Source organism: Blautia sp. NSJ-175, from assembly GCF_022867815.1.
GTDB lineage: Bacteria > Bacillota > Clostridia > Lachnospirales > Lachnospiraceae > Blautia > Blautia celeris.
Map to the genome: position 1 here is coordinate 85,892 of NZ_JALIFQ010000005.1, position 21,339 is coordinate 107,230.

Sequence of the window (21,339 nt, forward strand, 5' to 3'; positions counted from 1 at the left end):
TTCTCTGCCCTTTACAGAAAGGGAACTGCAGCATCACACACTCTCTCCCCTGAAAGCGGTTTTTAAATATACTTTTTTGATATACCTGAGGGTTTCCTTTTCCCCTTTCTCCGCCAGCATGCGCAGTAGAAATTCCAGGTCCTCATTGGTCTTCTCATGCACAAACCAAAGTCTGTCTCTGCTCTTCAGAAAATAGGCCAGAGGCGCCTGATCCGTATAAGTCCCCGGATTATAGACCCTGGAAGCGCTGATCCGGTCCATGACCATCTCCGCAATGTATTTCCTGGGCATGGGAACACCCTGAATGACTGTGTCACAGTCCACACCGTAGTCCACCCAGTGCTCAAAATGATGCTTATTCCTTCCATAGTGGTGAATCCAGGATGTGGACAGCCCGGTGTCTTCCCGCTCCGCATTGTTGGGACTTCTGTTTCCCTGATAATACCTGCATCCAACGGAAAATTCCGTCCAGGAATATTTTGACAGGTCATGCAGCAGCCCCTGCCGGTACAGACCTATTTTAAAACAGTAGCGCATGACCAGCAGCTTATGGCTGGTAATTGTCTTGAAATGTGCCCATATATGCATTACGCTGTTTCCTGCTTTCCGATTAATATTGCTATAGTTCTCGACGGCACCTCCACAGCTTTTTTACCCTTCCCCTTCTGCTTTGCCGTCTTTACCTCTTCCTCTGTAAAAACCTTTCCTTCCTGCCTGCTGGTGCTGGCCACGAATTTCCATACAGACCCTTTCGGCAGATTGGGCAGTGCAAATTCATGAGGCATCCAGTGCAGGTTATATGCTACAAACAAAAACTCTTTTTCCTGCTTCCCATAATCTCCGCAGTACATCATTCCCAGATGCCGCAGATTTCTCTCACAGGGCGCATACCAGGCCTGCGCTCCGTGGTAAGACAGATCCGGATAGCCAAGTGCCCTGTAGTCCACTCCTTTTAACTCTTCCTGCATATGCAGAATGTAGTATTTTTTTCTGAAGGCAATGGCTTCTTTTACAAATTCATAGAGTGCCCGGTTGGATTTGAACGCACTCCAGTCCACCCATCCGATGTCATTGTCCTGGCACCAGGCATTATTGTTGCCCTTCTGGGAATTGCCGAACTCATCCCCCTGAAAGATCAGAGGCGTGCCCTGGCTCAGCAGAAGCAGCAAAAACGCATTTTTAAGCTGCTGCAGCCGCAGTTCCCGCACTGTTCTTTTCCTGGTGGGACCTTCTGCCCCACAGTTCCAGCTGCAGTTGTACTCCATGCCGTCCCTGTTGTCCTCACCGTTGTCCTCATTATGTTTCTCATCATAGGACACCATATCCATCATGGTAAAGCCGTCCTGGTCCGCCAGGTAATTGATGATTCCCGTCTCTTTGGGATTTCTCCGGTTCCGGTAAATGAAATCCTCCAGCATGTTCTCATCGCTTTTCAACAGATGGCGCATACAGTAGAGAAACCCTTCGTTGTACTCCGCCACATTTTTAAATGCCGGTATTTTCCCCTGATAGAGATATCCGCCGTCCACATCGTGAAAGAAGAGCTTTGTTCTGGAAAGCAGCGCATCCCTTACCAGGACTTCCTGGCAGATGCCGCTCCCCATCAGATGAAATCCATCCACATGGTACTTAAGCTTCCAGTAACGCAGAATATCCAGCATAACCGAAGGACTTACAGAACCGTCAAAATAGAATTCCATCAGACACTCCATCCCTGCCTGGTGCAAAGTATCCACCAGATGTGAAAATTCCCGCACCGGACGGTCTGTGGCACAGAAGGATACCTTTGGAGCGAAATAGCAGGCCTCGCCTGTATACCCCCAGCAGTTTATCTTACCGGGCGCACTTTCCTTATAAGCATAGGCAGGTTCCGGCCGCCTTCCGGCGCTGCGCTTCCTCTCAATCTCCCTGTAATCATAGGCCGGCATCAAAAGCACTGCCGTGACACCCATATCTTTCAGATATGCGATCTTCTGCTCCAGCCCCTTAAAGGTTCCTTTTAAACGGACCCCGGAATTTTTCTGCATGGTATATTCCCGTACCTGCAGCTTATAGATAATAGAATCCGACAGGGAACAGGGCTGAAAGGAATCATCCTGCCATCTGTACTTTTCATTCCGGAACCCGCACCGGATGATGTCCGTATCTTCTGTCTGCGGCTGTCCGAATTTTTCTGCACCGGAAAGATAGACCGCGTAGGGATCCTGTATCACTTCATTTCCGATACGGTAATTATACTCATACCTATCAGGGGAAATGCCTGTCACGCAGACAGAAACCAAATTCCCCGTCTTCTTTTCTTCTGACAAAGGGATTTCCTTTACCGGCTTTTTCTCCCCTGCATGGTACAGAAGAAGAAATGCCTCCTCCCCGTCCGGGACAGAAACAGTAAACTGATATCCCTTTTCCGTCCTTATGACTCCCGGTTTGCCCGGATATACTGGCAAAGCTTGTATCTCCTTTGATGCCTCGTCCATTCTCTTCGTCAAGCTGTTCACCTCATTTCAATCTCTCTTGTTCCGAACACAGTGCCTCCATCCTGTCATGTACTCCCGGCGCGTCCTGTTCATCTGTCATGGTGATAATGGTATCACTTGCCATCAATATGGTGCGCCCCTTTGGAATCAGCTCTGCACCGTTTCTCTGCACTGCCACCAGAAGGCAATTTTTCGGCCATTCGATCTGCTGCACCATTTTATTCTGCAGCTCACAGTTATGGCGGACCACAAATTCCTGTAAAATCTTCTCACCTGTTTTCTCCGGCACCGGCTCGCCCCGCTTTCTCAGCAGATTTTCCAGAAGGCTCTCATAAATAGGCTGCGATTTCACCGCAGTTGCCACCAGAAAGGCCACGATGGACACCAGGGACAGGGACAGCATCTGGCTGACACTGCCTGTCATCTCAAAGATCAGGATAATACCTGTAATGGGTGCCCGCACGATCGCAGTAAAATACCCGGCCATGGCCAACATGATCAGATTGTTCAGATAATGGGCATCAAGTCCCAGAAACTGCACGGCAAAGGTTCCGTATGCCCCGCCGATCAAAGCCCCCAGTACCAGCAGCGGAAAGAAAATCCCTCCCGGCGCGCCGGAACCAAAGGAAATGACAGAAAATAAAAGCTTCATCACAAAAAGCAGAAGGATGGTCTTCAGCATCACATTGCCCTCTGTGATAATATCAATAATATTATGCCCGCTGCCCAGGATTTCAGGCATGATAAGGCCCAGCGCCCCGGCCAGCAGAAAGGGAATAAGAAGCCTGGTCGTCTCAGCCCTCTTCCCCCGGATTTTCCCAAACAGGGACTGCACAAACAAGGTCAGCTTATTATAAAAGGCGCCCATCAGTCCCAAAATGATCCCCAGCACAATAATATGTCCGTAATACTTTGCCGGAATAGAGCCTGTTATCTCAAACTGAAATACAGAACGGAATCCCAGAAATCTGGAGGATATGTAATCTGCCGTGATGGATGCTGTCATGACAGACACCAGCACAGATACAGAAAAGTTCTTGTGGATCTCCTCCAGTGAAAACATCACACCTGCCAGAGGTGCATGGAACGCAGCCGAAAGTCCGGCACTTGCGCCGCAGGTGAGCAGGAATTTTTCTTCTGTCTTGCTCCTGTCCAGTACCTTTGATACTGCCTTTCCTGCCATGGCCCCAATCTGGATGGACGGACCCTCTCTTCCCAGAGACAGCCCCGCAAAGAGTGACAAAAAGCCGCCCAGAAATTTTGCAGGCAGCACTCTCCACCAGACCTGATTTAATTTACCTGCCATCTCTCCTTCCACCTGGGGAATACCGCTCCCGGAGATAAATGACTCATATTTTACAAGACGCCCTACAACACAGGCGAGAATGAATAAAACAACAAACCAGCCTCCCGCAGCCAGTGGATATTTTCTTCCATATGCAAGGACAACGTTCATGCCCCTGCCCGCGTACTCCAGAAGTACCCGGTATAAAAGGACCACAAGTCCGGCTACGATTCCCACCAGGAATCCCTCTGCTGTCAGAATGGACTTAAAATGCTCTGCTCTCTTGATCACATAGGAAGTGTCCCGCTTCACAATGATTCCTCCCTCTTTGGTACCTTACTGTTACACTGGTCTTCTTCTGAAGACTACTCTCATTATACGTGTGACCCCATAAAATTGCAATCGCCAATTCGTAACTGTTGCAATCTTTTCCCTAATCTGATAGTATGAAAGCAGTCAAAATGCGGTTCTTGGCCGTATTTTGAATACTGATAGAAAAGAAGAGAGGTAACACATATGAGTGAAGAAACATTCACAGCAAATATCGGCGGCTGCGACCCCAGCGACTGCGCTACCTGCAGCTCCAACTGCTCCAGCGCCGGCAAAGGTTCTATTCCCAGGGTTCCGAACCCAACCATCAAACTGACTCTGGAGGATAACACAGTCCTGGAGTGTGCCGTTCTCACCACTTTCCCGGTGGAGGACTTCGGTGAGTTCATTGCTCTTGTTCCCCTTGACAAGGATGGCAAAAGTACATCCGGGGAGACTTATCTGTTCCGCTATGCGGAGGACGAGGAAGGCAACCCTGTGGTGACCAATATCGAGCGGGAGGATGAATACATGGCTGCTGCTGAGAGCTTCCATGAATTTATCGCCAATCTTCCAAGCGAGCAGGATATGGAAGAAAAATGATCAGGGTTCTGTAATTAAATATTTTTCATGGGGAGGATCTGCCATGCATGATTTTAAGATCTGGGACAGCCATGTCCATCTCTTTCCCCCTGAGGTCTATGAGAACTGGGAGAAATACGCTGCCAGGGACAACTGGTTTGCCCTTCTCACAAAGAAGCCGGAAAACGGCAAGGGGACCGAGGAGGCCTGGGCCAACGCCGAGGAAGCTCTGGAATGCGCAGACAAAGCCGGTATTTACGGCCTTGTCATGCAGGGATGGTATTGGAATGATGAGGGACTCATGACCCTGCACAATGATTATATGGCTGATATGATGAAACGCCATCCCAAGAGGCTGAAAGGCTTTCTTTCCATTAATCCCAAATTCCGGGAAAAAGCCATCGCCGAAATTGAACGGTGTGCCAAGCTGGGCTTTACCGGCATAGGCGAACTTGGCCCCGGGGGAAATGGATATGATTTTGAGGATTCTGATTTTATAGATGTTCTGGAATGCGCACAGCACTATGGTCTTGCCGTATGCATCCACTGCGGGGAACCGGTGGGACATGCCTATCCGGGCAGGGACTTTACCAGTCTGGCCCCTATACCCGGACTGGTGAAGAAATATCCTGATTTGAAGCTCATCCTGGCCCACATGGGCGGCGGACTTCCCTTCTATGAAATGAACCCAAAATACCAGGGCAAATTCCAAAATGTCTGCTATGACACAGCCGCCAATCCCCTGTTGTACCACATCCGCAGTTTTCGCTCCGTCATCTCCATGATTGGCAGTAAAAGGCTGCTGTTTGGAAGTGATTTTCCGCTGCTGCTCTATCCCTCCAAATGCAGGGAGATGGATTTTTCCATGTTTGTGGAGGATATCCGGTCAAACGCCGGGCTTACGGAGGAAGAGTGGCATGATGTGATGGGCGGTAATCTGATTCGTTTTCTGGAATGATGCGGATGGTCAATGATAGGATGGGTTAATGATGTGATGAATCCTGTGGGTTCCTTGCATAAATCTGATTTTTAAAGAAATGAGGCTTTCATTGTACGGAAGCAGGGATATGGTATAGCCAGCCGGGACTTCATGAAATTTGCGCAGTTGGATAAAGATAACTGCGGCAAAGTGCATGAAGAATCCGGCTGGCTTTTTTATGTTGTTTTTGGTAACTGTTCAGTCAGATCTGCGCATTTACTGCGCTGACCGTGCAAAAGAGTAGTGGCGGCAGGTATTCGCAGCATGGATTTCTATTTCAGTTCTTTGATCCTCTCCAGTGGGATATCCAGCTTTTCTGCTATTACCTCCGGGGGCAGAACATCAAGAAAACTGACCGCCGCTTTTTCCAGTCCCATCTGTTTTCCTCGCCTTTCACCTCTTTTTTCACCTCTTTTCTCACCTTTTCGTTCTCCTTCCCTTTCTGCATCTTCCGTCAGCATACTGTACAGCCACGTCATACTCAACACCTCCTTAATTTCTTCCAATTCCTCTTTTTCCAGAAATTTTTCCGCCAGTGTGTACAAAATAGATTCTGTCTTCTTAACCTCCTGCGTGACCTCCTGGCTGGCCGTTAGGCGAAAGGCCCGTTCCATCCTGTCTTTCTGGGATATCTCGCCTCCCAGTAACGGAAGCAGGGAAAGCTTTGCCAGATCTTTTCTTGAGAGTTTCCTGCCCTCTCCCTGTTTCTTCTCCAACTTTTTCAAAAGTTTGTCTCCGTCTCTGTCAGACAGCATCACAGGAACCACTTTGTAAGTATTTTTACCGCATTTCATGCTGGTAACAGGATGTTTTACACTGCCGCTGTATATAACATAGGTCACAACGTCAATCCCATACTGATAGCTGATAATACTCTCATATAGCCGGAACCGTCTCATATCCTCGATTCCCCCATCCCTGCTCTGAAACTCCAGATGACCGCAGGTATCATCCTCCATAATGAGGTTTAAATCCTCATAAAATTTTTTCAGTTCCAGATGGATACTCTCTGTAGGAGCTATCCTTCTGACCTTCTGTCTCACACCCGCCATGGGCAGCAGTTCCCTGGCGAAGAAGGACACGGCGGTCTTCATGGCCTTGTCCTCATGTTCCGAATGTGCCGGGAACTTCTCACGCACAGCAGGCGGCCTGGATTTTTTCACTGTACCTCCTTACAGGCACTCTGAAAAAACATCCGCTTATATAGCACTGCATTCGCTGCATTTGTAAATATACACAGACAGACTGCATCTCTTTTTTTATACTATAGCAAATTATCATTTTGCAGGCAATGGTTTTACCATGATTTTTTTATATTTTGGGAAATTTCGTCCTGAATAGGACATATAAGACTTTTTTATAAGATAAGGAAATAAAAAACAGGTCAAAGCGGATCCTCTTTACAGAGAGTACCACTGTCCCCCAATGCTGAATCACCATAGAAAAGGAGTTGTCCATGAGCTGCATACTGCAGGTGCTGTTAGTTATAAAGTATATGAAATCATCCGGAAAAAAGCAAGTGTTATTTTCCACAAGGCCTTTTCAGGCCATAGGCATGTAACTCCCGCGGCAGCCAGCGCGATATGGAGCAGTTTGCTCCATATCTGTGCAGCACGAAACGTACTGCCGGGTGCCAAGGGAACGTCCAGCCTATACCAAGCTCGGAATTTCCACCTGTATCTCCACATCTCTGCTGTAATCCACATTGTCCAAATGGAAACCGAACATATGGTAGAAGTCTTCCCAGTATCCTTCGATATCAGAAAGTTTCTCCACATTCTCCGTATTCACTTCTTTCCAGCAGTCCATGACAGCGCCCTGTACCTGAGGTGCCAGCTCCCAGTCATCCATGCGGATGCGGCCCTGTGGGTCTGTGGGAATCTCCGCAGCAAAAAGTTTGTCATGGAACAGGCGTGAAATCTGTTCAATACATCCCTCATGTGTGCCCTGTTCCTTCATCACCTTATACAGAATGGCAAAATAAAGAGGCACGATAGGAATAGCTGCACTGGCCTGTGTCACAAGGGCTTTGTTCACAGAAATATATGCCTGAATACCAGGATGTTTCTCGTGTATCCTGCCTGCTGTCTCTGTCAGATGCTTTTTGGCCTGTCCGATGGTTCCCTCTGTATAGATAGGATAAGTAAGTTCCGGTCCGATGTAGGAGTACGCCACTGTCACAGCATGGTCAGCCAGCACGCCGGCATCTGTCAGGGCGTCCATCCAGTCCATCCAGTCCTCACCGCCCATAACTTTGATGGTTCCCTCCAGCTCCTCCTCATTTGCAGGCTCTACTGTCTTGGTCACAATTGTATTATTTCTCAGATCCAGGCTCTTCTCCGTGAAAGCGCCTGTTGTCGTCTTCAGAGTGGAGGACCATGTTTTGTTGTCCGCAGTCGTCCTTCTCGGTGCCGCCAAGCTGTAGATCACCATGTCCACCTGTCCCAGGTCCGCCCGGATCATGTCAATTGCCTGCTGTTTTACTTCCGCTGAGAAGGCGTCTCCATTGATGGATTTTGCATAGAGTCCTTCCTCCTGTGCAAGCTCCTCAAAGGCTGCCGTGTTGTACCAGCCCGGCGTTGCTGTCCGTTTGCCGTTGGACGGCTTTTCAAACATGATTCCAATGGTGGCTGCCTGACATGCAAAAGCCGCCGTAATTCTGCTTGCCAGTCCATATCCTGTGGAAGCACCGATTACCAGTACCTTTTTCGGTCCGCATACCTGGCCCTTTTCCTTCACATATGCAATCTGCCTTTTCACATTTTCCCGGCATCCTTCCGGATGTGCTGTTGTACAGATAAATTCCCTTACCTTAGGTTCAACGATCATTATCCTATCCTCCGACTTTTTATTATCTGAAAGCTGAAATTTCTTTCTACTTACTTTTATCTTCTAATAGTTTGATTACCAAAGTATATTATCATAAATACACATGAAATGCAACCCGGTAATTATATTCTGTTTCCTCATTGACAAAGCGACATGCATGTCGCATAATAAAAACAACACATGTGTCGCAAATGAGGTAATATCCAATGGGAACAAAAGGTGAAAAAACAAAACATTTTATCTGTGAAGCCGCATTCCGGCTTTTTGCGGAAAAGGGTTTCAAAGATGTAACTATGAAAGATATCTGCGAGAAAACCGGGCTCAGCCGCGGGGGCCTGTACCGCCACTATGACAGCACCAGCCAGATATTTCTGGAACTCATCCACACACTGATGGCAGACCAGCAGAACGAATTTGAAGAGAAAATAAAAGCAAAGGTCCCTGCGCGGGAAATCCTGCTCCATGTGCTGGACCGCTATGAAACGGAAATGCTTGACCGGGAACATTCTCTCAGCATTGCGATCTACGAGTTTTTCAGCGGCCCTTCTGTATCGAAAAGCAGCAATTCCATACAGCAGCAGTATGAGGCCTCTAAGGAGATGTGGACTGCCCTCATCCGTTACGGGATACAGACAGGTGAGTTCTCTCCGGTCAGCCCGGAAGCGGTCTATGACCTGATCGTTTTTTCTTACCAGGGTGTCCGCATGTACAGCAGGCTCATGGAAATAGAGGAGACCATACCGAAACACATTACCAGCCAGATCAAATCTCTGTTATTAAAAGAAAGGGAAAAGAAATGAAAACAGTCTTTTACAGAAAGGAACGCCCCGGCCGGGCATTTATCAACCCGACAGATACCGTTGCCCCCGTATCCGATTTTCCGAACATCTGCGTATCCACATACTCCCGGAAAATCATTGAAAAATTCGCTGCCCTGGAAGGTGTGGAAGTCATTTCGCATCTGTATACAGCCAATGGAGCCATACCCATCTATAAAATCCCTTACGGCGGCAGTGAAATCGCATTTTATATGTCGCCGGTAGGCGCACCTGCATGTGTGAGCTGCTTTGAGGAGGCAGCAGCCATGGGTGCTGAAAAATTTGTTTTCTTCGGATGCTGCGGCATTCTGAATGATGAGGCCGTAGAAAACAGGCTTATCATACCAACAGGAGTCATACGCGATGAGGGGACCAGCTACCACTACCTTCCTCCCACAGAGGAACTGCAGCCTGACAGCCATTCCACGGAAGTCTTAAAAAGCTGCATGGAAAAATACGGATTTCCCTACGCCTGCGGCAAAATCTGGACAACAGATGCTATATACCGGGAGACTCCCCAGGAGATAGCCGCCTGGAAAGAAGCCGGGTGCATCGGTGTGGAGATGGAGTATTCCGCCCTGCTGGCAGCCGCAGCATACCGGAATCTGCCGCTTATCCAGTTTTTCTACGGGGCAGACAGCCTGGATAATCCCACATGGCAGCCCCGGGACCTGACCGACTGGGGGCTTTCAGGCGCAGAAACATACATGACCCTTGCCTTTGCATGCGGACTGACTATGTAATGAACGGATATCTGTTCTGATGCCGCAGCCGTCTAAAAAATTCGGCACATCCATGGGGATGACCGCATGAATGTACAGCAGCAATCCGTTTCCTGCCGCTGCTGTACTAAATCTTTCCCTTTCCTATTTGACATATGCCATCTTAACTATTAGAATAAAAGAAAATGTTATGTATGACCCGATAAAAACCGGGCAGGCTGCACAGGATTCTTACCTGTCCGGCCTGAAAAGAAAGGGAATGCAATGACGGATAGAGAAAAGATAATACAGGTGTTCTATGATTATGAGGATGGAGGTCTTGTTTCCCTGGATCTGAACAAAATCTTGAACTGCCTGGATGAAACTCTGATAGGCATCGGAATCGGAGAACAGGGATTTGTCACTTCCAAAGAGGATGTTCGTCAGGTCTTTACCACCGGCCTGAAAAATAATACCGATACAAAGCATTCTCTGTCCTTTGAACAGATTCATGTTCTGATACACGAGGAGGGCTTTGCCAACCTCTGTGCAAAGGTCATTGTCAGGGCTGAAAAGGAAAATAACGTGTCCATCAGTCAGTTCCTGCAGTCACTGACTTTAGTCCGCAGAGGAAAAGACTGGAAAATCTGTGCCCTCCATGCCTCCTCTCCCATCGTAACAGAGGAGAGTGTAGAGGCATATCCCTTGAAATTTGCCGAAAAAACCCTGCAGAGCCTGAAAGAAAAAATCGGTGAGGAGGCATATCTGGCTGAGGAGCAGTACCGGCAGGCTGTGCTGGCTGATACTGTAGCTTTCTACATCATCAATTTTTCCAAGGACGTCTTTGAAAAATGCCAGTTAAACGGTGATCTATGCGCTTTTGTGGAGCCGCAGACTCCCTATGAGCAGTTTATATGTGATAAACTGCCGCAGTATGTGGCCTCGGAAGACCGGGCACATTTTCTGGAAACCCTGTCGCTGGCAAGTATAAAGGCTGCTTTTGAAGCCGAAAAAAAAGAACTGAGCTGCGAATACCGCTTTCTGTGTCCTGACAGCTCTGTGCTCTGGATGGTTACCACTGTACGGCTTATCACAGATGTAGTGACCGGCGACAAAAAAGGCATCATGTACGTAAAGGACATTGACGCCGGTAAACGAAGAGAGCTGGAGATGATTGAAAAAGCAGACAGGGATGTGATGACTGGCGTTCTCAACAAGGCGGCATTTATCCGTTCTGTCACAGATTCTCTTCTCTTAAGTACAGGAACTCCTGCTTTTGTCATGCTGGACATCGACAATTTTAAATCCATCAATGATACCAAAGGCCATCCGGCAGGGGACCTGGTGCTGATGGCTATTGCCGATATTTTGAAGGATATTTTTGCCGCTGATGGTATTGTTGGACGTCTGGGAGGCGACGAGTTCGCGGTTTTCCTTCCGGGTACTCATACACAGGATGCACTTACCGCACGGCTGGAACAGGTACTGGAACAGGTCAAAAGCGTAAAACAGTGTAATAAGGCTCCGTCAAATGTGACCTGCAGTATCGGCGTGACGTTCTGTGACGATAAGAGGAGTATTGAGGACATCTATAAAAATGCAGACGATGCCCTGTACCGCGCAAAGCAAAACGGCAAAAACCAGATTACATTTTTCTGATAATACAATATATAAAAACTCCCCCTTAAACAGATTTTGGTTCTTTATCTTGTCTGCTTAAGGGGGTATAGAGTAAACTACTCAGTCTATTTATTTGGTTGTACTTCCAAATCCTCCGTTTCGGATCTCACACACGTCGTCATCCACGGTAATCCCGTATTCCACAAAGATTCCCTGCGCAAATCCGGTACCTGCTTCCACGCATACGGTTTTTCCCTCATTAGAATCATTTGTTATTTTCACAAAAATATGACCCTCATTGTCTGAATGAAAATAATCGCTGTCTATGATACCAACTGTATTGTTTAGCTGCAGACGATATTTAAATCCCAGTCCGCTTCTCGGATACAATTTAAGGACCCATCCCTCATCCATCTCCGCCCGCACGCCGGTAGGGATCTTCACCGTCTCACCGGGTTTCAGCTCAAAGGAGAGGGGGCTGTAAAAATCATAGCCCGCACTTCCTGCGGTTGCTCTTTTTGGGAGTTTTATGCTGTCGTATACGGTATTGATCTCCTCTTCTGTCACCTCACCAAAGGTGTCTTTCCATCCCTCTGCGAACTGTTCTCTGCTCACTTTATGAAATTTTGCAATTCTTCTCATAGTCATCTCCTGTATGTTTTTTATTTTAATCTGCATGCAGTACCACATTTCCCTCTTCCAGGGATCTCTGCACATCAATCACCCTCTGGTTGGAACTGCCTTTCCATTTCAGGGCAATATCCTTCTTCTCCGCCACAAACCTGCCGTCCACCAGCACGTCCAGGTATCTCAGAATCTCTTTTCCCTGTAGTTCTTCCCACAGGTATCCGGTGTAAAGCCATATAGTCTTGGCCGGATATTTTTCCCTGATCTCTTTTGCAAATGCCGTCACTTCCGGCTCGTTCTGAAAATACAGCGGGTCCCCGCCGGAAAATGTGATTCCGGATATGTAACTTTTACCCAATTGCTCGAAAATCTCTTCTTTCGCTGCCTCATCAAATGCAAGACCGCTTTCCGGGTCCCAGGTGATGGGATTCTGGCAGTCCTTGCAGCAGTGGGAACAGCCGGATACCCATAAGACTACCCGCAGGCCATCCCCGTTCAGCATGTCATCTTTTGTGATGTTATGATATCTCATGAAACTTCCCTCCTGCCGTAACCGTTTCTATTCTCATGAAAAAAGGAGAGGACCGGCAGTCCGGATACAGGCTGCCTGGCTCTCCCCTCAATATTTTTACGAATTACTGTGCGTCCTTCGGCACGTCCTTGATGCTGAAGCTGATTCTTCCCATCTTGTCCTTGCCCATGCAGATTACCTTTACCTTGTCTCCAAGTGTCAGGACATCCTCTACGCGGTTGATTCTCTCTTTGGCAATTTTGGAAATGTGAACCATACCCTCTTTGCCCGGAGCAAATTCCAGGAATGCACCAAAATCTTTGATGCTTACCACCTTGCCTGAATAGATCTGGCCTTCCACGAAGTCTGTGGTGATGACCTTCACATAGTGAAGTGCTTTATCCATCATCTTCTGGTCTGTGCCGCAGACAGAAACTGCACCTGTATCATCAATGTCAATTTTAACGCCTGTCTCGTCGATGATCGCGTTGATTGTTTTTCCTCTCTGGCCTACCACGTCACCAATCTTCTCCGGATCGATCTGGATCTGGATGATCTTCGGTGCGTACTCATTCACGTGGTCTCTCGGAGCCGGAATACATTTTTCCATAACTTCTGTCAGGATGTACTCTCTGGCTTCTTTTGTTCTGGCAATGGCCTCCTCAATGATTGGTCTTGTCAGTCCGTGGATCTTAATATCCATCTGGATCGCTGTGATGCCGTCATGTGTACCGGCTACCTTAAAGTCCATATCTCCGAAGAAATCTTCAAGACCCTGGATATCTGTCAGTACAATATAATCATCATCTGTGTCGCCTGTCACCAGACCGCAGGAGATACCGGCTACCGGTTTCTTAATGGGAACACCTGCTGCCATCAGGGACATGGTGGATGCACAGATACTTGCCTGTGATGTGGAACCGTTGGACTCAAAAGTCTCAGATACGGTACGGATCGCATACGGGAACTCCTCTGTTGCAGGAAGCACCGGTACCAGCGCACGTTCAGCAAGAGCACCATGACCGATCTCACGGCGTCCCGGACCTCTGGATGGTTTTGTCTCACCTACAGAATAGGACGGGAAATTATAGTGGTGCATATAGCGTTTGCTTGTCTCAAACTCATCCAGTCCGTCCAGTCTCTGTGCCTCGGAAAGAGGAGCCAGAGTGGTGATGGTACAGATCTGCGTCTGTCCGCGGGTGAACATAGCGGAACCGTGAACGCGCGGAATCAGGTCTGTCTCTGCTGCCAGAGGACGAATCTGTCTGATCTCACGGCCGTCCGGACGCTTATGGTCTCTGAGAATCATCTTGCGGACTGTCTTTTTCTGGTACTGGTAAACAGCGTCCGGAATCAGTGCCAGCCACTCTTCGTTCTCAGCAAAAGCCTCTTCCAGCTTTTCTGTGATCGCGCGGATGTTGCCTTCTCTTGTCTGCTTGTCATCTGTAAACACAGCTTCTTCCATGGCTTCCGGTGTCACCACCTCTTTGATCGCCGCAAACAGTTCTTCCGGAACTGCACAGCTCTCATACGTGTGTTTTTCTTTTCCGCATTCTGCCACGATCTTATCTATAAATGCAATGATCTCACGGTTCACTTCATGAGCCAGGAAAATTGCCTCGATCATCTTGTCTTCCGGAATCTCGTTGGCTCCGGCTTCGATCATGATCACTTTTTCTCTTGTAGATGCAACGGTAAGCTGCAGGTCTGAGATATCTTTCTGTGCCAGTGTGGGGTTCACGATCAGTTCTCCGCCAATCATTCCGATCATGGTTGCCGCACAGGGACCATCAAAAGGAATATCGGAAATACAGGTAGCGATAGAAGAACCCAGCATAGCAACGACCTCAGGGTTGCACTCAGGGTCTACGGACATTACCATGTTGTTCAGGGTAACGTCATTTCTGTAATCCTTTGGGAACAGAGGACGCATAGGACGGTCAATGACACGTGAAGTCAGGATGGCATGCTCACTGGCCTTTCCTTCTCTCTTGTTAAATCCTCCCGGGATTTTTCCGACTGCATATAATTTCTCTTCGTACTCAACGCTCAGCGGGAAGAAATCAATTCCCTCTCTCGGTTTGTCAGAAGCTGTCGCCGTAGATAATACGGTGGTGTCTCCGTAATGCATGAATGCTGCGCCGTTTGCCTGCTTAGCCACACGGTCAATGTCAACCGTCAGGGTTCTGCCTGCAAGTTCCATGGTAAAACTCTTGTACATATTATTTCTCCTTTACATTCTTCGGCGTTGCGCTGTCCGAAACAACTGAAAAATGCATTTCCCTGTAAGGAAATACCCTTTTCAGTGGTCTCGGTTCCAGTATCTTCGCCGTGATAAAATGGGGCGGAATACTCCGCCCCTAGGTTTGACTGATTATTTTCTAAGACCTAACTTCTCGATCAAAGTACGGTATCTCTCAATATCAGTTTTCTTCAGATAAGCAAGTAAACCACGTCTCTGACCTACCATTTTCAGAAGACCTCTTCTGGAGTGATGATCTTTGTGGTTTGTCTTTAAGTGCTCTGTCAGTTCCTCAATCCTTGCTGTTAAAACTGCAACCTGCACTTCCGGTGAACCTGTGTCGCCCGGTGTTCTTGCATATTCTGCCATGATAGCCTGTTTCTTTTCTTTAGAAATCATTGTATGTTCCTCCATATTCTTTTTTATAATCGCCTCTGATTAAGAAACGGTCGGAGTTTCCAATTCCTGAATCAGGGCTGTGCTCATACTGGTTTAGTATAGCATAACAGTCCGTAGTTGTAAAGATGCATTTTCAGAAAAAACGCACGCCCCAGACAGCCTGTTCCCTGTACAGATCAGACACTTTTATGCCTGTGGCGGAACTGCTGGCATGGACCACCTGTCCATCGCCGATGTACATGACCACATGATAAATATACCCGTTTTCCGAGTAAAAGATCAGGTCCCCGGGAAGTGCTTCCTCCACGGATATTCTCTGTCCCGCGTTTGCCTGGTCTGCGGCCACCCTGGGGATATCCACGCCAAAATCATTGTAAAGGGTCTGTACAAAACCGGAGCAGTCCGCGCCGTTTGTCAGGCTTGTCCCACCCCAGACATAGGGATTCCCCACAAACTGAAGGGCATAATTGACCAAAGACGTGCGCACGTCCGAGGGGTTGATAACAGGCACCGGCTCCGGGTCATCCACCGGATATGCCAGCACCGGCTCTGTAAGCCCTGTCATCTCCAGATAATCCGCCTCATTGGTGCCCAGCATGTCCAGATACAGGTTGCACACATACCCTGTCATCTCCCCGGAGCTGATATAAGACCATTCTCCCTCTGTGCTCTCCACATAACAGAGCCCGTCCTTGGGGAGTTTGCCGATGATGGCAGCATCCGTACCTGCCCCCTCCCTGATATTCAGGCAGCTATCCACATCTGCCACGGCACAACACTGCTCTGTGGGAACATTCTCTGCCGGTTCTGCCATGACTGGCACTGCTGCCAGAAGCATACCGGTACCTGCCAGTGTATAACTGATTTTTTTCATAAAATTCTGCATAAAATACTCCTTTTCAAAAAACCATCATTCCTTCCGGCCGTACTTTGCCGGGCCGGACGCAAAAAGCCCGCGGCGCTTCTGCCGCAGGCTTTTTCTTTGGTATTCAGGACAATAAAAGCATATCTTTTATTGTATTATAGAGTATTGCCTGTATTTTACGATTTTATTACGATTTCATTACAATTCTCTTATCTTCTTCCGGTTCTTCGTCCAGAATGGAGAATGCAATGTTTGTTGCATGGTCAGCCACACGCTCCAGACCGGAAATCAGGTCTGAATAGATCATGCTGGCATCGGGTGTACATTCATTTCTGGTAAGACGCTGTATATGGGTCTCCTGGAGATGTCTCTCCATCTCATCAATGCTGTCCTCTAGCTCCAGGATCTCCTGGAGATGCTTCTGGCTGTTATGGGAGAACATGTCCATGGAGTAAGTCATGATCCTTATAACCTTGTCCATCATTTCAGCCAGCTCCTTCTGGGCCGCCGGACTGAACTCGATATTTTTCTCCCTGCGCTCAATGGCTGCGTCTGCCACATTCTCCGCATGGTCTCCGATTCTCTCAATATCGTTCACCACATGGAAAAGGCCGCCGATGCTCTTGATATCATCAATGGGCAGCGTGCTCTGGTTGATGGCGATCAGATAATCCGTGATGGCGTGGTTCATATAATCAATATGTTTTTCCACCCGGTAGACCTCTGCGATCTCCTCCTCATCCATTGTGATCAGCGCATTCATCGCTCTGTTTAAATTGGTGATAGCCATATTACCCATTCTCTCCAGCTCTTTTGTAGCTTCCACTACAGCCGTACTGGGTGAGAATACATTGGTGGGACCTATGTATTCCAGCTTGAAGCCGCCGTCTGTGGCCTCTTCGTCCTTTCCGGGAACGAAGAGATAGGTCATCTTTACAATGGCACCGGAGAACGGCAGTAAAATCAACACCTGGAAAACTTTGAACAGGGTGTGGGCATTTGCCACGCTCCGTCCTATGTTGCCTCCGGAAAGTGTGGTGATCATATTCTCTACCCAGCTCTCTCCCAGCAGAAGCATTACCGCCATGATCACTGTACCGATCACGTTGAACAGAAAATGGATCAGCGCCGCGCGTTTTGCGTCTTTGTTTCCATTGAGGCTTGCCAGCAGTGCGGAAGTACACGCACCGATATTACATCCCAAAATGATGTAGAAGCAGATTCCCAGCGGAAGCAGACCCTGCTGCGCCATCAAAAGCAGTATGCTGACCGTTACCGATGAGCTCTGGATAATGGCAGTGATGAGAAATCCGATGAAAATACCCAAAAACGGATTTTTCAGATTGGAGAGCAGGCTGATGATAAATGGTGATTCCTTCAGGCCCGCCATGCTTCCCGACATGAGTGAAAGTCCCATGAACAGCACGCCAAAGCCCAAAATGACCTCACCGACCTTTTTCACCTTCTCCTTCTTGCAGAACATGACAATAATCACGCCCAGCATCAAAAATACCGGGGCAATCTGGGAAAGGTTAAAAGCTACAAGCTGTGATGTGATGGTGGTACCGATATTGGCACCCATGATCACGCCTGCCGCCTGGTAAAGATTCATAAGCCCTGCATTTACAAAGCTGACTACCATTACTGTGGTTGCACTGGATGACTGGATGATGGCACAGAAAATCATACCGAACAGCATTCCCACAACCTTGTTTTTTGTAAAGAAAGCCAGAAAACTACGCATCTTTGCTCCCGCGGCCTTCTCAATGCTGTCACTCATCACCCGCATGCCGTACAGGAACAACCCTAAACCGCCTATCAGCGTCAAAATGTTTCCTACGTTCATTCTTATCTCCTTGGTAAAAAAGATTTCGTTATAAACTATAATAGAAAATCTGAGGTTTGTCCATCATTATTTGTCAAACGCTTTGAAAAAATCTCGACCTTTTTGGACATCCACATCCAATTGTCCCTTTAATTCCTGAAGGGAGGCGAATTTTCTCTCCGGCCTCAAATAGCGGTAAAAACGCACCTCTGCGTCCTGTCCGTACAAGTCCTCGTCACAGTCAAAAAGGTATGTCTCCACACCCAGAAAATGTTCCGCAACTGTGGGCTTATACCCTACGTTGGTAATTCCCTGGTATATTTTGTCACTAATGCGGGAACGGGTGATATAGACACCGTTGGGCGGCAGTTTCTTACAGACCGGAGGGATCAGGTTGGCAGTGGGGACGCCTATGGTACGCCCAAGCTGCCGCCCGTGCACGATCTCACCTCTGGTAAAATACACATATCCCAGAAGCTCATTGACCTTTTCCATATTTCCCTTTTCCAGTTCTTCCCGCACATAGGTGCTGCTGATCTCCCGGCTGCCGTCTTTTAATTTTTCCACTACGTCAACGGTAAATCCGTAAGTTTCTCCCATTTTTCGCAAAAGTTCGGGGGAACCTGCCCTGTCGTGCCCGAATCTGAAATCAGGGCCCACAGCCAGATACCTCACATGCATGCGGTTCACCAGGAACTCTTTTACAAATTCCTCTGCTTCCATGTGCATGAGCGTATCGGTAAAAGGACACTCCACCAGAATATCCATTCCCCGCTCACAGGCCAGCTCCTCCCGTTCCTCGTTGGTCAGAAGTCCCTTTGCAGGGGTATGTAGAAGCCTCACCACAGGCGACACATCAAAAGTAAAGATAACCGCCTTACAGTTATCTTCTTTTTTCTCCCGTATGCAGTTCATAAGCTTCTGATGTCCTCTGTGCAGCCCGTCGAATTTTCCGAGGGTGACTGCACTTGTCTCCCCCTCGCCAAGCCGTGGCACATCTGTTGTATATATCATGGTGTCTCCTTTCTGCTCTCCGCAAAATCCTCCGGGGTGCAGAACATGGTAATCAGCCGAAACTGTTTTTTCTTCTCTTCAAATTCATACAGGCCGATAAAACGCCGGCTGCTGTCGTACATGCGGACTCTGGTGCCGTCCTCCATGACGCATTTGGCGGGAACCGCATTTCCGTTGCGGAGCATTTTGTCAAAACACGCCGGTGCCTGTATCTCTCCGTATTGGGAAAACATCTGCTCAATTGTGACAACATGGGACAGGACCGTGCCTGCTTCTGCCGCCTTCTCCACCTCTGAAAGCTTCAGGGCATCCTTCACGTCAAAGCGCTCCACACGGGTGCGCAGCAAACTTTCCATACAGCCGCCGCAGCCCAGCTTCTGACCGATGTCATGACACAGGGTCCTGATATAAGTACCCTTGGAGCAGGTAACCGAAAACCGCACAAGCGGAAGATTCATCTCGAGAATATCAATCCCGTAAAATACCACGCGGCGCGGCTTTCTCTCCACTTCTTTTCCCTCACGGGCAAGCTCGTAAAGCTTCCTGCCGTTTACCTTCAAAGCAGAATACATGGGAGGGATCTGCTGCTGCTCTCCGAGAAAGCTCTCGATACAGGCGCGCACGCCCGAAGGGTCGGCACAGACCTCTTTTTCCTCCAGCACAGTGCCTGTCATGTCCTGGGTATCTGTGGTGATCCCCAGATGCAGCACCGCCTCATATGTCTTCTGCTTATCTGTCAGAAGGTCACACAGCTTCGTGGCCTTTCCCAGACATACCGGGAGAACACCCTCCGCGTCCGGGTCCAGCGTACCTGTATGGCCAATCTTCTTTTGTCTTAAAATGCCCCGAAGCTTTGCCACAACGTCGTGGGATGTATACCCCTTTTCCTTGTATATGTTAATAACTCCGTTAATCACAGCATTTTTCCTTTATCTGTTTTTCTATATGTCCGGTCAGATTGTTGATCACGTCATAGACAGAGCCCTGCATGGTGCAGCCCGCTGCCTTCACATGGCCGCCGCCTGAAAAATAGCTGGCTACCATATTGACATCCACAGGACCGTTGGAGCGCATGCTCACTTTAAATTCCTGTGTCTTTACTTCATACAAAAAGACTGCAACTTCCACACCTTTTGTGATGCGGAGCTGGTCAACAATACCGTCTAAATCCTTTGGTTCCACACCATAGAATTCCATATCGCGCTTTCTGATACAGCCGATGATGCATTTTCCGTTCAGCAGCATAATGCTCTCCATCAGGCATCTGCCCAGGATCTGGTTCTGCACATAGCTTTTCCGGTAAAAGGTCTCATCAATGATCCTTGTAAAATCAATCCCTTTTTCCATGAGCTTTGCGGCAATGCGCATGGTCTCCGGAGTGGCAGAGGAAAATTTGAACACACCGGTGTCATGGGCCATCCCCATATAGATGGCCTCTGCCGCCTGCTTTGACACTTTTTCCTCATCCAGAAGGCCAAACAGCACCTCTGACGCGGAGCTTACATCCGGCTTCACCACATTGATATCACCAAAGCCCTTATTGCTCACATGATGGTCAATGCAGATTCGTTTCCGCGCTTTCTGATACGCTTCAGATGCCACACCGATGCGGTCCGACGTGCTGGTGTCAATGAGAAAGAACACATCATACACCTCATCCCCGCCGCACACGGTCCTGATCTCATCCAGATGTGAAATCAGGGAAAAGGCATCCCTGGGCTGTTCCAGATAGACATCTGTCTCAATCTCCGGATAATTTTCGCGCAGATAGAGGTAAAGCCCCATGCAGGAGCCTACACAGTCACCGTCCGGACGAACGTGTCCGGCGATGGCTGCCCTCTTGATTCCCTTCAGTTCACTCGCTATCTTCTCCATCCTCATGCACCTCCGATGCTGTGTCTTTTCTGCTGACCTCATCAATCAGCTTAGACATGGTTACGCCATATTCAATGGATTCGTCCAGAATAAACCGGATCTCAGGCGTATTTCTCAGGTTCACCGTCTTGGCAAGCTGCCTGCGGATATAGCTTTCCGCACTGCGAAGCCCTGCTAAGGTGTCCTTTTTCGCTTCTGCATCGCCAAGCACACTGATATATGCCTTGCAGGTTTTAAGGTCCGGCGCAACTTCCACTGCCGTGACGCTTGTCATCGGCTGGATGCGTGGGTCCTTGATACCGTTGCGGATGATCTCTGCCAGTTCTTTGTGAACCTCAGCATTCACCCGTGTATTTTTAATACTGTTTTTTCTCATAAAAG

20 protein-coding genes are annotated in these 21,339 nt (G+C 48.4%); 5 read left to right on the forward strand and 15 right to left on the reverse strand.

Features of this window, described 5'->3' with window-relative positions:
• Positions 1-33: 33 nt before the first annotated feature.
• Genes MUB35_RS09685 through MUB35_RS09695 form a run of 3 tightly spaced genes read right to left on the reverse strand, consistent with a single transcriptional unit; the run spans position 34 to position 4,074 of the window.
• On the reverse strand, positions 34-588 hold the full coding sequence (locus MUB35_RS09685; protein ID WP_227211339.1) for a DUF5662 family protein: 555 nt from the start codon (positions 586-588) through the stop codon (positions 34-36).
• A complete protein-coding gene (locus tag MUB35_RS09690; protein ID WP_227211341.1) occupies positions 588-2,489 on the reverse strand; it encodes a glycogen operon protein GlgX in 1,902 nt (633 codons plus the stop codon). The genes MUB35_RS09685 and MUB35_RS09690 overlap by 1 nt, the downstream gene beginning before the upstream one ends.
• A 10-nt stretch (positions 2,490-2,499) precedes the next feature.
• The gene (locus tag MUB35_RS09695) at positions 2,500-4,074 is read right to left on the reverse strand and encodes a ClC family H(+)/Cl(-) exchange transporter (RefSeq protein WP_054352897.1); all 1,575 of its coding nucleotides are present in this window, start codon (positions 4,072-4,074) and stop codon (positions 2,500-2,502) included.
• A 204-nt stretch (positions 4,075-4,278) separates the two neighbouring features.
• Between MUB35_RS09695 and MUB35_RS09700 the strand changes: the two genes are divergently transcribed.
• On the forward strand, positions 4,279-4,674 hold the full coding sequence (locus tag MUB35_RS09700; RefSeq protein ID WP_033143280.1) for a DUF1292 domain-containing protein: 396 nt from the start codon (positions 4,279-4,281) through the stop codon (positions 4,672-4,674).
• 43 nt (positions 4,675-4,717) lie between these two features.
• Positions 4,718-5,611 carry an amidohydrolase family protein gene (locus MUB35_RS09705; RefSeq protein WP_052099679.1) on the forward strand — a complete coding sequence of 298 codons (894 nt, stop codon included), beginning with the start codon at positions 4,718-4,720 and terminating at the stop codon, positions 5,609-5,611.
• 293 nt (positions 5,612-5,904) lie between these two features.
• Here the strand turns inward: MUB35_RS09705 and MUB35_RS09710 are convergent, their stop codons facing one another.
• Both MUB35_RS09710 and fabV read right to left on the reverse strand, forming a co-directional pair.
• The gene (locus tag MUB35_RS09710) at positions 5,905-6,795 is read right to left on the reverse strand and encodes a hypothetical protein (protein ID WP_244806110.1); all 891 of its coding nucleotides are present in this window, start codon (positions 6,793-6,795) and stop codon (positions 5,905-5,907) included.
• Positions 6,796-7,282: 487 nt separating this feature from the next.
• Positions 7,283-8,461 carry an enoyl-ACP reductase FabV gene (gene fabV, locus MUB35_RS09715; protein ID WP_033143282.1) on the reverse strand — a complete coding sequence of 393 codons (1,179 nt, stop codon included), beginning with the start codon at positions 8,459-8,461 and terminating at the stop codon, positions 7,283-7,285.
• 206 nt (positions 8,462-8,667) lie between these two features.
• Between fabV and MUB35_RS09720 the strand changes: the two genes are divergently transcribed.
• From MUB35_RS09720 to MUB35_RS09730, 3 genes are all read left to right on the forward strand, one after another.
• Positions 8,668-9,261 (forward strand): TetR/AcrR family transcriptional regulator, encoded by a 594-nt coding sequence (locus MUB35_RS09720; RefSeq protein WP_148392323.1) that lies wholly within the window; start codon positions 8,668-8,670, stop codon positions 9,259-9,261.
• Positions 9,258-10,022, forward strand: coding sequence for a nucleoside phosphorylase (locus MUB35_RS09725; protein ID WP_244806111.1), 765 nt, complete (start codon positions 9,258-9,260; stop codon positions 10,020-10,022). The genes MUB35_RS09720 and MUB35_RS09725 overlap by 4 nt, the downstream gene beginning before the upstream one ends.
• Positions 10,023-10,265: 243 nt before the next feature.
• Positions 10,266-11,639: a GGDEF domain-containing protein gene (locus tag MUB35_RS09730; protein WP_244806112.1), complete on the forward strand. Its 1,374-nt coding sequence runs from the start codon at positions 10,266-10,268 to the stop codon at positions 11,637-11,639.
• A gap of 90 nt (positions 11,640-11,729) precedes the next feature.
• On the opposite strand, the gene MUB35_RS09735 is transcribed toward MUB35_RS09730, so the two are convergent.
• The 10 genes from MUB35_RS09735 to rbfA all read right to left on the reverse strand — a co-directional run bounded on the left by MUB35_RS09735 (position 11,730) and on the right by rbfA (position 21,334).
• Positions 11,730-12,242 carry a deoxyuridine 5'-triphosphate nucleotidohydrolase gene (locus tag MUB35_RS09735; RefSeq protein WP_033143311.1) on the reverse strand — a complete coding sequence of 171 codons (513 nt, stop codon included), beginning with the start codon at positions 12,240-12,242 and terminating at the stop codon, positions 11,730-11,732.
• A 25-nt stretch (positions 12,243-12,267) separates the two neighbouring features.
• Positions 12,268-12,759: an anaerobic ribonucleoside-triphosphate reductase activating protein gene (gene nrdG, locus MUB35_RS09740; protein WP_033143286.1), complete on the reverse strand. Its 492-nt coding sequence runs from the start codon at positions 12,757-12,759 to the stop codon at positions 12,268-12,270.
• Between the two features lie 103 nt (positions 12,760-12,862).
• A complete protein-coding gene (locus tag MUB35_RS09745; RefSeq protein WP_033143287.1) occupies positions 12,863-14,959 on the reverse strand; it encodes a polyribonucleotide nucleotidyltransferase in 2,097 nt (698 codons plus the stop codon).
• 153 nt (positions 14,960-15,112) lie between these two features.
• Positions 15,113-15,379, reverse strand: coding sequence for a 30S ribosomal protein S15 (gene rpsO, locus MUB35_RS09750; protein WP_033143288.1), 267 nt, complete (start codon positions 15,377-15,379; stop codon positions 15,113-15,115).
• Between the two features lie 133 nt (positions 15,380-15,512).
• The gene (locus tag MUB35_RS09755) at positions 15,513-16,265 is read right to left on the reverse strand and encodes a C40 family peptidase (protein WP_033143289.1); all 753 of its coding nucleotides are present in this window, start codon (positions 16,263-16,265) and stop codon (positions 15,513-15,515) included.
• Positions 16,266-16,431: 166 nt separating this feature from the next.
• The gene (locus tag MUB35_RS09760; RefSeq protein WP_033143290.1) at positions 16,432-18,090 is read right to left on the reverse strand and encodes a Na/Pi cotransporter family protein; all 1,659 of its coding nucleotides are present in this window, start codon (positions 18,088-18,090) and stop codon (positions 16,432-16,434) included.
• 66 nt (positions 18,091-18,156) lie between these two features.
• Positions 18,157-19,083, reverse strand: a complete 927-nt coding sequence (locus tag MUB35_RS09765) for a bifunctional riboflavin kinase/FAD synthetase (protein WP_033143291.1) — start codon at positions 19,081-19,083, stop codon at positions 18,157-18,159.
• Positions 19,080-20,000, reverse strand: a complete 921-nt coding sequence (truB, locus tag MUB35_RS09770; RefSeq protein ID WP_033143292.1) for a tRNA pseudouridine(55) synthase TruB — start codon at positions 19,998-20,000, stop codon at positions 19,080-19,082. Before truB ends, MUB35_RS09765 begins: the two co-directional genes overlap by 4 nt.
• The gene (locus MUB35_RS09775) at positions 19,993-20,958 is read right to left on the reverse strand and encodes a DHH family phosphoesterase (protein ID WP_033143293.1); all 966 of its coding nucleotides are present in this window, start codon (positions 20,956-20,958) and stop codon (positions 19,993-19,995) included. The genes truB and MUB35_RS09775 overlap by 8 nt, the downstream gene beginning before the upstream one ends.
• Entirely contained in the window at positions 20,939-21,334 is a 396-nt protein-coding gene (rbfA, locus tag MUB35_RS09780) for a 30S ribosome-binding factor RbfA (RefSeq protein WP_033143294.1), read from the reverse strand. The genes MUB35_RS09775 and rbfA overlap by 20 nt, the downstream gene beginning before the upstream one ends.
• Between the last annotated feature and the right edge of the window lie 5 nt (positions 21,335-21,339).

Excerpts from the sequence above, each read along its gene's own strand:
- MUB35_RS09685 (WP_227211339.1), bottom strand. The coding sequence starts at position 588 with ATGCATATATGGGCACATTTCAAGACAATTACCAGCCATAAGCTGCTG.
- MUB35_RS09700 (WP_033143280.1), top strand. The coding sequence starts at position 4,279 with ATGAGTGAAGAAACATTCACAGCAAATATCGGCGGCTGCGACCCCAGC.
- MUB35_RS09705 (WP_052099679.1), top strand. The coding sequence starts at position 4,718 with ATGCATGATTTTAAGATCTGGGACAGCCATGTCCATCTCTTTCCCCCT.
- fabV (WP_033143282.1), bottom strand. The coding sequence starts at position 8,461 with ATGATCGTTGAACCTAAGGTAAGGGAATTTATCTGTACAACAGCACAT.
- MUB35_RS09720 (WP_148392323.1), top strand. The coding sequence starts at position 8,668 with ATGGGAACAAAAGGTGAAAAAACAAAACATTTTATCTGTGAAGCCGCA.
- MUB35_RS09725 (WP_244806111.1), top strand. The coding sequence starts at position 9,258 with ATGAAAACAGTCTTTTACAGAAAGGAACGCCCCGGCCGGGCATTTATC.
- MUB35_RS09730 (WP_244806112.1), top strand. The coding sequence starts at position 10,266 with ATGACGGATAGAGAAAAGATAATACAGGTGTTCTATGATTATGAGGAT.
- MUB35_RS09735 (WP_033143311.1), bottom strand. The coding sequence starts at position 12,242 with ATGAGAAGAATTGCAAAATTTCATAAAGTGAGCAGAGAACAGTTCGCA.
- nrdG (WP_033143286.1), bottom strand. The coding sequence starts at position 12,759 with ATGAGATATCATAACATCACAAAAGATGACATGCTGAACGGGGATGGC.
- MUB35_RS09745 (WP_033143287.1), bottom strand. The coding sequence starts at position 14,959 with ATGTACAAGAGTTTTACCATGGAACTTGCAGGCAGAACCCTGACGGTT.
- rpsO (WP_033143288.1), bottom strand. The coding sequence starts at position 15,379 with ATGATTTCTAAAGAAAAGAAACAGGCTATCATGGCAGAATATGCAAGA.
- MUB35_RS09755 (WP_033143289.1), bottom strand. The coding sequence starts at position 16,265 with ATGCAGAATTTTATGAAAAAAATCAGTTATACACTGGCAGGTACCGGT.
- MUB35_RS09760 (WP_033143290.1), bottom strand. The coding sequence starts at position 18,090 with ATGAACGTAGGAAACATTTTGACGCTGATAGGCGGTTTAGGGTTGTTC.
- MUB35_RS09765 (WP_033143291.1), bottom strand. The coding sequence starts at position 19,083 with ATGATATATACAACAGATGTGCCACGGCTTGGCGAGGGGGAGACAAGT.
- MUB35_RS09775 (WP_033143293.1), bottom strand. The coding sequence starts at position 20,958 with ATGGAGAAGATAGCGAGTGAACTGAAGGGAATCAAGAGGGCAGCCATC.
- rbfA (WP_033143294.1), bottom strand. The coding sequence starts at position 21,334 with ATGAGAAAAAACAGTATTAAAAATACACGGGTGAATGCTGAGGTTCAC.